The sequence below is a fragment of the Saccharopolyspora sp. genome (assembly GCF_017434145.1).
Taxonomy (GTDB): Bacteria; Actinomycetota; Actinomycetes; order Mycobacteriales; family Pseudonocardiaceae; genus Saccharopolyspora_C; species Saccharopolyspora_C galaxeae.
This window is the reverse complement of sequence record NZ_JAFRFW010000415.1, coordinates 1-10,887: the sequence shown is the minus strand read 5'-3', so window position 1 is coordinate 10,887 and position 10,887 is coordinate 1. Positions and strand designations below refer to the sequence as shown.

Here is a 10,887-nt window from a genome sequence, read left to right as displayed (position 1 = left end):
ACAGCAGCGAGCCCGCCAAACCGCGGCGCAACGGCGACACCCCGCCGGACGGTGCCGGCGCCCGGGTTCCCGAAGCGCCCCCGGCAGTGACCCGCGCCGCGGCCAGCACGGACCTGCCCGACGACCGCTACCTGAACCGCGAACTGTCCTGGCTGGACTTCAACGCGCGAGTGCTCGCCGTGGCCGAGGACCACTCGCAGCCGGTGCTGGAGCGCGCCAAGTTCCTGGCGATCTTCGCGTCCAACCTGGACGAGTTCTACATGGTCCGGGTCGCGGGGCTGAAGCGCCGCGAGGAGACCGGGCTGTCGGTGCGCAGCGCCGACGGGCTCACCCCGCACGAGCAGCTGGCCCGCATCGCGGCCCGCAACCAGGACCTGACCGAGAAGCTGGGCCGGGTGTTCACCGACGAGCTGCTGCCGGAGCTGGAGGCGTCCGGCATCAGCATCATGAGCTGGGCGCGGCTCGACGAGGGCCACCAGCGCACGCTGGGCCGCTACTTCGAGGACCACATCTTCCCGGTGCTGACCCCGCTGGCGGTCGACCCGGCGCACCCGTTCCCGTACATCTCCGGGCTGTCGCTGAACCTCGCGGTGATGGTCACCGACCCGGAGGAGGGCCTGCGCCGCTTCGCCCGGGTGAAGGTGCCGGACAACGTGCCGCGGCTGATCCGGGTGGAAGCCGACCGGGAGGACGAGCAGGCGACGTTCCTGCCGCTGGAAGAGCTCATCGCCGCGCACCTGGACAAGCTGTTCCCCGGCATGGAAGTCAGCGAGCACCACATCTTCCGGGTCACCCGCAACGCTGATCTGGAGGTCGAGGAGGACCGCGACGAGGACCTGCTGCAGGCCATGGAGCGGGAACTCGCGCGGCGCCGGTTCGGCCCGCCGGTGCGGCTGGAGATCGCCGACACCATGAGCGAGACCATGCTGGAGCTGCTGCTGCGGGAGCTGGAGGTCGACGAGCACGACGTGGTCGAGGTGCGCGGCCTGCTCGACCTGTCCTGCCTGTTCCAGCTGGAGAAGCTGCAACGCCCGGATCTGAAGAACGCGCCGGTGGTGCCCGCCACGCACCCCGCCTTCGCCGAGGGCCAGACGCCGCGGAGCATCTTCGCGACGCTGCGCGACGGCGACGTGCTGCTGCACCACCCCTACGACGCGTTCTCCACGTCGGTGCAGCGGTTCATCGAGCAGTCCGCCGCGGATCCGCACGTGCTGGCGATCAAGCAGACGCTCTACCGCACCTCCGGCGACTCGCCGATCGTGAACGCGCTGATCGACGCGGCCGAGGCGGGCAAGCAGGTGGTCGCGCTGGTGGAGCTCAAGGCCCGCTTCGACGAGCAGGCCAACATCCAGTGGGCGCGCACCCTGGAACGTTCCGGGGTGCACGTGGTCTACGGCCTGGTCGGGCTGAAAACGCACTGCAAGACCGCGCTGGTGGTGCGGCAGGAAGGTTCGACGATCCGCCGCTACTGCCACCTGGGCACCGGCAACTACAACCCGAAGACCGCGCGCACCTACGAGGACCTGGGGCTGCTGACCGCGGAGCCGGCGGTCGGCGCGGACCTGACGGACCTGTTCAACGTGCTCACCGGCTACGCCCGGCACGGCACCTACCGCCGCGTCCTGGTGTCCCCGCAGGGCATCCGCTCCGGGATCGTGGAACGCATCGAGGCCGAGGCCGAACGCGCCCGCGCCGGATTGCCCTGCGGCATCCGGATGAAGGTCAATTCGCTGGTCGACGAGCAGATCATCGACACGCTCTACCGCGCTTCGCTGGCGGGCGTGCCGATCCGGATCGTGGTGCGCGGCATCTGCGCGCTGCAGGCAGGGGTTCCCGGCCTGAGCGAGAACATCGAGGTCCGCTCCATCCTGGGCCGTTTCCTGGAGCATTCCCGGGTGTTCCACTTCGCGGGCATCGACGAGCGCTGGATCGGCAGCGCGGACATGATGCACCGCAACCTGGACCGCCGGATCGAGGCGCAGGTGCGCGTGGTGGACCCGAAGCTGACCGAGCAGCTCGACGAGCTGCTGGATTCGGCGCTGCACCCGCAGACGCGCTGCTGGGTGCTCAATTCCAAGGGGGACTGGGAGGCTTCGCCGCGCAGCGGGGCGCAGGTCCGCGACCACCAGACCGAGATGTTGCGCAGGCACGGGGCACAGGTTTCATGACGACGCAGGAAGAACCGGAGCACGCGACCAGCGCGAGCGATTCGGTGACGGTCCGCGCCGCCGGTGCGGTGCTGTGGCGCCCGGACGACGACGGGACTCCGCGGATCGCGCTGGTGCACCGCCCGCGCTACGACGACTGGACGCTGCCGAAGGGCAAGCTGGATCCCGGCGAGACGCCCGCGCACGCGGCCGCGCGGGAAGTGCTGGAGGAAACCGGGTTCGGTTGCGTGCTCTCCGGCGAACTCGCGCAGATCCGCTATTCGGTACCCGCTCCGGGCGGGTACACCGGCAAGCGGGTGGACTACTTCGCCGCCCGCGCCGGGCAGGGCCTGTTCGCGGTGAACGAGGAAGTCGACGAGCTGCGCTGGCTGAGCACCGCGGCCGCACGGGAACTGCTGACCTACCCGCACGACGGGCACGTGCTGGACGCCTTCGACGCGCTGCCGCTGGAATCGCGGACGCTGCTGCTGGTCCGGCACGCCAAAGCGGGCAAGCGTTCGGAATTCACCGGCGACGACACGCAGCGCCCGCTGTCCGCGGCCGGGCTGCGCCAGCGGGACGCCTTGCACACCTTGCTGCCGCTGTTCGGCCCGCAGCGGGTCTACTCGGCGCCGCGGGTGCGCTGCACGCAGACGGTGCAGCCGGTGGCCGACGACCTCGGCATCGCCGTCGCCGAGGAGCCGCTGCTGACCGAAGAGCAGTACCAGGCCGATCCCGCCGCGGCGGTGCGCAGGCTGCTGCGCATCGCGGGCGGTTCCGGCACTTCGGTGGTGTGCAGCCAGGGCGGTGTCATCCCGGATCTGGTCGGGCGGTTGACCGAATCCGCGGGCCTGCGCCCGGACGAGGTGCTCAGCAGCAAAGGCAGCGTGTGGACGTTGCGGTTCTGCCCGGATGCGAATTCCGGCAACGGTTCCGGGCCGCTGCTGCGGCTGGTGGCCGCGGATTACCTCCCCGACCCGAGGGGTTGAGCGGGGAAATGCTTTGCGCAGCGGTCCGGTAGCGGCGGCTCGGGCTTTTTCCGGGTTCCCGGCGGCTCTTCGGAGCAGGCCGCGGCGCATCGCGTCGCCGATGCCGCGCGAACCCGGTGGAAAACGGCGATGATCCCGGCGCGATCGGATCGCGCCGGGATCATCGGATGAACAACGCGGAGCGCGTGGACCAACTTCGGCGGCACCGTTTCCGCTGCCGCTGACCGGTTCCGCCTCCGCAGCCGCGCGCGGCTGCGAGTGGTGCCGTGCGGTGCACGCGAAAGACTCCCGTGCGGTGCACGCGAAAGACTCCCGTGCGGTGCACGCGAAGGATTCCCGTGCGGTGCACGCGGATCACTCCCGTGCGGTGCAGGCGGATGACGCCGTGCAGTGCACGTGACCACTCTGGCCCACCTGGGAAGTTCGGCTCGCTCAGGTGGCGAGCGTTCACTTCTTGGTGGTCTTGCGCGCCGTGCTCGTCTTGGCGGTGGAGGTCTTCGCGGCCGAGGTCTTCGCCGCCGAAGCGGTCGATTTGGTGGACTTCGCCGCGGACTTGGTGCCGGTGGACTTGCTGCCGGTGCTCGCCTTGGCAGTGCTCGCCTTGCCGGTGGTGCTCTTCGGCGCCGCCTTGCTCGCGGTCGCCTTGGTCGTGGTCGCCTTGGTCGTGGTCGCCTTGCTCGTGCTCGCAGCCTTGCCGGTCGTCGCGGCCTTGCTCGCCGTCGACTTGCCGGTCGACTTGCCGGTGGTCGCCGCCTTGCTCGTGGTCGCCTTGGTCGTGGCGCCGGTCTTGGCGCTGGACCGGGTGGTGGCGGCCTTCTTCGGCGCCGCCTTGGTGGTGGTCGCCGACTTGGCGGCGGTGCTGCGCGAGCCCGCGGTCTTGGTCGCGGTGGCCTTGCCGGCGGTGCCGGTGGACTTGGCAGCGGTGCCGGTGGACTTGGCCGCCGTACCGGTGGACTTGGCCGTGCTGCGGCCGGTGCCCGCGGTCTTGGTGGCGGTGCTGCGGGTTCCGGCGGACTTCGTCGCGGTGGCGCGGGGCAGTTTGCGGCTGCCGCCGACGACTTCCTTGAACTGGGTGCCTGCGCGGAACGCCGGAACGTTGGTCTTCTTGACCTTCACGGCCTCACCGGTGCGCGGGTTGCGCGCGGTGCGCGCGGCACGGGCGCGCTTCTCGAAGACGCCGAATCCGGTGATGTTGACCTTCTCGCCCTTGTTGACGTTGCGGACGATGAGGTCCACGACGCCTTCCACCGCCTGGCTGGCGGTCTTCTTGTCGCCGAGGCGTTCGGCCAGTGCCTCGATGAGTTGGGCCTTGTTCACTTCAGTCCCTCCCAGGACAACAACGGCCCCGTCGGGCCGACTCAAAGCCCACGGTAAAGCCCAGAACAGCCGAATGCCATTCGCCACGCCTCATTTTTTCGTTGGGGCGTGGGACTTTCGGCTGTCCTGGGCGTTGCTCGCCGCGCTTCGCGACGCCGTCCCGGCGACCGCCGGGAAACATTGTTTTTCCCGCACAGCAGGGAGAAATGCGTTCTCCGGCGGGTTCCCGATCAGCCTTCGCGAGCGGGCAGTGTGGCCGGTTTGAACGCCGGGCGGTGCTGCTCGTACGTGTCGATCGTCTCGGCGTGGCGCATCGTCAGGCCGATGTCGTCGAGACCTTCCAGCAGCCGCCAGCGGGTGTAGTCGTCGAGCGAGAACCCGACGGTGAGGTCTTTCGCCTGCACCGTGCGCTCTTGCAGGTCCACGGTGACTTCGGTGCCCGGCTCGTTCTCCAGCAGCTTCCACAGCAGTTCCACATCGGACTGCTCGCATTCGGCGGCCAGCAGGCCCTGTTTGCCCGCGTTGCCGCGGAAGATGTCCGCGAACCGGGAAGAGATGACCACCCGGAAGCCGTAGTCCTTCAACGCCCACACCGCGTGCTCGCGGGACGATCCGGTGCCGAAGTCGGGGCCTGCGACCAGAACGCTGCCGTTGCGGAACACCTCGTTGTTGAGCACGAAGGTCTCGTCGCCGCGCCATGCGGCGAACAGCGCGTCCTCGAACCCGGTGCGCGCGACCCGCTTGAGGTACACGGCGGGGATGATCTGGTCGGTGTCCACGTTGGACCGGCGCAGCGGGACGCCGACACCGGTGTGCGTGGTGAACGGTTCCATCGTTGGTTCCTCCTGTTGCGCGGGCGGTCAGTCGAGGTCTTCCGGGGAGGACAGCGTGCCGCGCACCGCGGTCGCCGCGGCGACCAGCGGCGAGACCAAGTGGGTGCGGCCGCCTTTGCCCTGCCTGCCCTCGAAGTTGCGGTTGGACGTGGAGGCACTGCGCTCGCCGGGGGCCAGCTGGTCGGGGTTCATGCCGAGGCACATCGAGCAGCCCGCCGAGCGCCATTCCGCCCCCGCGGCGGTGAAGACCTCGTTGAGCCCTTCGGATTCGGCCTGCTGCCGGACCTTCATCGAGCCGGGCACCACCATCATCCGCACGTCCGAGGACACCTTGCGCCCGTCCAGGATGGCCGCTGCGGCCCGCAAGTCCTCGATGCGGCCGTTGGTGCAGGAACCGAGGAAGACGGTGTCCACGACGACCTCACGCAGCGGAGTGCCGCCCTGCAGGCCCATGTAGGCCAACGCCTTTTCGACCGCGTAGCGCTCGGAATCCTCGGCGATGGCCTCGGGATCCGGAATCCGCTCGCCCAGCGGCAGCCCTTGGCCCGGGTTGGTGCCCCACGTGACGAACGGCGTGAGTTCGTCGGCGTCCAGGGTGACTTCCGCGTCGAACTCGGCATCTTCGTCGGTGCGCAGCGTCTTCCAGTACGCCACGGCCGCGTCCCAGTCGGCGCCCTGCGGCGCGTGCGGACGGCCCCGCAGGTACTCGAAGGTCGTCTCGTCCGGCGCGATCATCCCGGCCCGCGCGCCCGCTTCGATGGACATGTTGCAGATCGTCATGCGGGCTTCCATGGACAGCTGGCGGATGGCTTCGCCGCGGTACTCCAGGACGTAGCCCTGCCCGCCGCCGGTGCCGATCTTGGCGATGACCGCGAGGATGATGTCCTTGCTCGTGACACCGGGCCGCAGCGTGCCTTCGACGTTGATCGCCATGGTCTTGAACGGGCGCAGCGGCAGCGTCTGGGTGGCCAGCACGTGCTCCACCTCGGAGGTGCCGATGCCGAACGCCAGCGCGCCGAACGCGCCGTGCGTGGAGGTGTGGCTGTCGCCGCACACCACCGTCGTGCCGGGCTGGGTGAGCCCGAGCTGCGGCCCCACCACGTGCACGATGCCCTGCTCGGCGTCGCCCATGGGGTGCAGGCGGACGCCGAATTCCTCGCAGTTGCGCCGCAAGGTGTCCACCTGCGTGCGCGAGACCGGATCGGCGATCGGCAGCTCGGTGCCGGTGGTGGGCACGTTGTGGTCTTCGGTCGCGATCGTCAGGTCGGGTCGCCGGACCGGCCGGTCCGCCAGCCGCAGCCCCTCGAACGCCTGGGGGCTGGTGACTTCGTGCACGAGGTGGAGGTCGATGTAGAGCAGGTCGGGCTCGTAGCCCTCGCCTCGGCGCACGATGTGGCCGTCCCAGACCTTCTCCGCGAGCGTGTTGCCCATCGCTCCTCCCGATCGAAAGGTGGTGGTCGCACCGCTGCCCAGCGGGCAAGCAGACCCTGCGCAGCGGCACTGTCCCAAGAAGTGGACTTCTCAGATGACGAGAAGTTAGTATCGGTACGTGGGACAGCATAGCGGCATCGGAGTGTTGGACAAGGCAGTGGCCGTGTTGCAGGCCGTGGCCGAAGAACCTTGCGGCCTCACGGAGTTGTGCAGCCGCACGGGTCTGCCGCGGGCGACCGCGCACCGGTTGGCGGTCGGCCTGGAGGTGCACCGGATGCTGCGCCGCGGCTCGGACGGCCGGTGGCGCCCGGGTGCGTCGCTGGCGGAATTGGCCGGTGGCGCGGTGGATCCGCTGCTGGAGGCGTCGTCCACGGTGCTGCCCAAACTGCGGGAAGTCACCGGGGAAAGCGTCCAGCTCTACCGCAGGGACGGTTTGCAGCGGCTGTGCATCGCTTCGGCGGAACCGCCGAGCGGGCTGCGGGACACGGTCCCGGTCGGCTCGACGGTGTCGATGATGGCGGGCTCGGGCGCGACAGTCCTTGCGGCGTGCGCCGTTCCGGCCACCCAGCGAGCGGTGCTGGCCGAGGCCGTCTTCGGCGAGCGCACGCTGCTGGAGGTCCGCCGCCGCGGCTGGGCGCAAAGCGTCGCCGAACGCGAGTCGGGTGTGGCCAGCGTCTCGGCCCCGGTCCGCGATTCGCAGGGCACGGTGGTGGCGGCCATCAGCGTTTCCGGCCCGATCGACCGCATGGGCCGCCGACCGGGCGCCCGCTGGGCCGCCGACCTGTTGGCGGCCGCGGATGCCTTGCAGAACCGCATCTGATCCTTCGGGGCCCATCCGTCTTCGGGGCCGTCGGCTTTCGGGGCTCATCGACTCTCGGGGCCCGTCGACCTTCGCTGCGCTGGCGGATTTCCGGGCGCCGTCGGCCTTCCGCGCAACGGGAGATGTCGCTCGGTCCTTCCCGCCGCTGCCGACGAAGTGAGCGGCGAACCGCTGACCCGGCGCAGCGACGCCGTGCGGACGGCACATCGGACCGGACGGACCGCTCTGGGCCGAGCGGCCGGATGGTTCAGGCGTGCCGGCGCACGAGCGCGTACTCGAAGGGCAAGTGCAGGAAGGTTCCGTCGGGCAACCGGATGCGGGAGGACAGCGCCAGTTCCCCGGTCTCCAGCACCAGCCACCCGTGCCGCCGGTACAGCCCGGTGAGCCCTTGAGCGGGGAGCTCGGCGGGCCACAGGCCCGTCGTCGCCGCCTCCCGGATCGCTTCGGGCCACTCGCCGAAGCACTCCGCCAACTCGGCGAGGGACTCGGTGAAGCGTTCGGAGAGCTCGACGTCGAAGACCCGCCCGCGCTGCCCGGTCAGCACGGCGAGGCCGGCCAACGCGTTCGGCCACTGCTCCGCTGCCATCGCGTGCAGCACGCCGCGCAGGTGCACGTTCGCGTCGCCGATGCGCTCGTGCAGCGCCCGGACCGCGGCCAAGTCGGTGCTGTCGAGCTGTTCGTAGCGGACCCCGGTGTGCCCGTTCCCCGTGCGCCCGATCCTGGTGCGCCCGATCCAGGTGTTCCCGTTCCCGGTGTGCGCCTTCTCCAGCGCCGCGGCGGCGACGTCGGTGCCGAGCACGGTCTCGAAGTGCTCGGCGAAGTGCTCGGTCAACCCGCCGTTCCCGCAACCGGCGTCGACCAGCGGCAGCCGGGAGTCGAACCCCGCGAGCAGCATCGGCAGGTAGGGGGCCATGTCCTCGGCGGTGCCGAAGTGCCACGGCACCGGCAGGTCCGGGCTGGTCCCGGCCAGCTGCCAATAGGACTCCCAAGCGCCGGGTTCATTCGTTCCGGTGGATTCGGCCATCGCCTCGCCCCTTCTTCGGCCCTGCCGCACGACCGGCAGGTGTGGCTGCATTGCACAGCCCGGGCACCGGCTCGCGGGTCGCACATATCTGGCGAGCACCAAAGTAGTCCGCGATTTCGCCTGGTGGTCGCGGTTGCCCGCGATACCGCTCGATGGTGGCGCGAGAAAACCAGCCCTGCCGAAATTTTGATCGCGACATGAAAAATCCAGCCGAAATGTTCCGGACGCCGCGCCTATTGCGAACCCGAACCCCCAGGAGGAAGATCGCGCCGAAACCGGCGTGCGGCACGGAGGCCGGTTCGGACGAGGAGGTCATCGTGGCAGAACAGTCCGGCGCGCCCGAATTCGTCAAGGAGAACGTCGATTTCGAAGCCTGCTACCAGGGGCAGCGCTTTCTGGCGGGAACCGATCTGACCTTCCCGGTGGCCCCCTGGGACATCGGCGAACCGCAGCCCGCCCTGGTGGAGCTGGCCGACCGGACCGCGTTCTCCGGCGATGTCCTCGACGCCGGCTGCGGGCTCGGCGAGAACGCGATCTTCCTGGCCGGTCGTGGCTACCGGGTGACCGCGTTCGACTGCTCGCCGACAGCTCTGGACCGCGCCCGCGCGCGGGCCCGCGAATGCGCCGCCCAGGTCGAGTTCGTGCAGGCGGACGCCACTCGGCTCGGCGAGCTCAGCGGGCGCCGCTTCGGCACCGTCGTGGACAGCGCGTTGTACCACTGCCTCGGTGCGCAGCAGCAGCACCGATACGCCGCCGCCTTGCACGAGGTCACCGAACCGGGCGCGCGACTGCACCTGCTGTGCTGGGCGGTGGCGGGCGAGGACGCGGCCGTGCGGCATCCGATGGGCGTCGGCGAGCAGAGCATCCGGGCCACCTTGGACGCTCGCTGGGAAGTTCTGGAAGTGCGCACCGCGCAGATTTCCACCGCGCTGATCCGGGACGCGCTCACCGAGGCGGACATCGCCCTGTTCGCGCGGAAAGGGGTCGGCATCGACCCGGGCAGGGCGGCGGTCGACGACCGGGGAAGGATTTCCGCGCCTGCCTGGTTCGTGAGCGCGGTGCGCCGCTGAGGACGCGGCGCTTTTGCGCTTTCCCCGCGATTTGAAAAAACGCGGCGAAATGTTTCCGCTGCCGATCGCCCTTCCGGGTGATCATGGATGGGCGAACCGGCGAACTGCGACATAATCCGTTTTGTGCGAACAGCCGGGGGAAGATCTCACGTGGCGGCGGAACCGCCCGCCGTGGCGATTCTCGGCGCCGGGATCGCGGGACTGGTGGCGGCGCACGAATTGGAAAGGCTGGGGCATTCGGTCATCGTGCTGGAGGGCAGCGGCCGCATCGGCGGACGCGTGTTCACCCACCGGTTCGGCTCCGCCGACAACGCCCCTTACGCGGATTTGGGCGCGATGCGCATTCCGACCGGTCACGCGCTGACCATGCGCTACGTGGACGAACTCGGCCTCACGCCCGCGCTGCGCCCGTTCCGCACGATCCTGAGCGACCCGAACAACTACCTGGCGACCGGCCGCGGCTTCGTCCGGGTGCGGGACGCGGCCGGGCCGGTGGTCGAGGACCTGCGGTGCGCGGTCCCGGTGGATTCCTTTCGGCGGGACACCGTGCTGTTCTGCGCCTGGCTGGCCGCGCTCGCCCGGGCGGTGGGCCCGCGTGCGCTGCGCACGGGCCTGGCCGCGGAGATCACCCCGATGCTGCGCGCAGCCGACCGCGTCGACCTGTCGTCGTACGTGCACGGGCCGGCCGACCGGTTCGACCTGGTCGGCGCCTTCGACACCCATCCGCAACTGCGCGAGGCGTGCGGCGTCCGGCTGGCCGGGTTCATCGACGACCTGCTGCTGGAGACCGGAACCCGGCTGCGGTACCTGGCGGGCGGGATGGGCCGGATCACCGACCGGCTGGCCGCCCGGCTCCGCGGCCCGGTCCTGCTGGACCGGGAGGTCGTGAGCTTGCACGTCCGCGGCGACCAGGTGCTCGTCGGGCTGCGGCACCGGGGCGTCGACGTGCTCTCGAGATATCCGGTCGCGGTGTGCACGCTGCCGTTCTCGGTGCTGCGCGAGCTGCAGCTGGCGGGCTTGGACGACGACAAGCGGGAGGTGATCCGCAGCGTCGAGTACGCGGCGGCCACGAAGATCGCACTGCACTGCCGGGAGCCCTTCTGGAAACGCGCCGCGATCTCGGGCGGCGCGTCCGCGACCGGCGGGCGGCTGCGCCAGACGTACTACCTGCCGCAGGACGGCGACCCGGCGTTGGGCGCCGTGCTGCTGGGCTCCTACGCGATCGCCGAGGACGCCGGCAGAGGATGGCGGCGTGT

At 70.3% G+C, this 10,887-nt stretch carries 9 protein-coding genes; 5 read left to right on the top strand and 4 right to left on the bottom strand.

The window, feature by feature from the left end; all coding sequences use genetic code 11:
* The first annotated feature begins 86 nt into the window (after positions 1 to 86).
* Positions 87 to 2,168, top strand: a complete 2,082-nt coding sequence (locus IJH84_RS11295) for an RNA degradosome polyphosphate kinase (protein WP_295143714.1) — start codon at positions 87 to 89, stop codon at positions 2,166 to 2,168.
* A complete protein-coding gene (locus tag IJH84_RS11290) occupies positions 2,165 to 3,136 on the top strand; it encodes an NUDIX hydrolase (protein ID WP_295143711.1) in 972 nt (323 codons plus the stop codon). Before IJH84_RS11295 ends, IJH84_RS11290 begins: the two co-directional genes overlap by 4 nt.
* Before the next feature lie 447 nt (positions 3,137 to 3,583).
* Here IJH84_RS11290 and IJH84_RS11285 read toward each other — a convergent pair whose 3' ends face one another.
* The 3 genes from IJH84_RS11285 to leuC all read right to left on the bottom strand — a co-directional run bounded on the left by IJH84_RS11285 (position 3,584) and on the right by leuC (position 6,717).
* Complete coding sequence (locus IJH84_RS11285; RefSeq protein ID WP_295143709.1) at positions 3,584 to 4,453, bottom strand: HU family DNA-binding protein; 870 nt, start codon at positions 4,451 to 4,453, stop codon at positions 3,584 to 3,586.
* A 230-nt stretch (positions 4,454 to 4,683) separates the two neighbouring features.
* Positions 4,684 to 5,286 (bottom strand): 3-isopropylmalate dehydratase small subunit, encoded by a 603-nt coding sequence (gene leuD, locus IJH84_RS11280; protein WP_295143705.1) that lies wholly within the window; start codon positions 5,284 to 5,286, stop codon positions 4,684 to 4,686.
* A gap of 27 nt (positions 5,287 to 5,313) precedes the next feature.
* Positions 5,314 to 6,717: a 3-isopropylmalate dehydratase large subunit gene (gene leuC, locus IJH84_RS11275; RefSeq protein WP_295143702.1), complete on the bottom strand. Its 1,404-nt coding sequence runs from the start codon at positions 6,715 to 6,717 to the stop codon at positions 5,314 to 5,316.
* Between the two features lie 118 nt (positions 6,718 to 6,835).
* On the opposite strand from leuC, the gene IJH84_RS11270 reads away from it, so the two are divergent.
* Entirely contained in the window at positions 6,836 to 7,537 is a 702-nt protein-coding gene (locus IJH84_RS11270; RefSeq protein ID WP_295143698.1) for an IclR family transcriptional regulator, read from the top strand.
* Between the two features lie 247 nt (positions 7,538 to 7,784).
* On the opposite strand, the gene IJH84_RS11265 is transcribed toward IJH84_RS11270, so the two are convergent.
* Positions 7,785 to 8,561, bottom strand: coding sequence for a class I SAM-dependent methyltransferase (locus IJH84_RS11265; RefSeq protein WP_295143695.1), 777 nt, complete (start codon positions 8,559 to 8,561; stop codon positions 7,785 to 7,787).
* Between the two features lie 317 nt (positions 8,562 to 8,878).
* Between IJH84_RS11265 and IJH84_RS11260 the strand changes: the two genes are divergently transcribed.
* Both IJH84_RS11260 and IJH84_RS11255 read left to right on the top strand, forming a co-directional pair.
* Positions 8,879 to 9,631 carry a class I SAM-dependent methyltransferase gene (locus IJH84_RS11260; protein ID WP_200070233.1) on the top strand — a complete coding sequence of 251 codons (753 nt, stop codon included), beginning with the start codon at positions 8,879 to 8,881 and terminating at the stop codon, positions 9,629 to 9,631.
* A gap of 150 nt (positions 9,632 to 9,781) precedes the next feature.
* On the top strand, positions 9,782 to 10,887 hold a 1,106-nt coding region (locus tag IJH84_RS11255; protein WP_295143692.1), incomplete at its 3' end, for an NAD(P)/FAD-dependent oxidoreductase.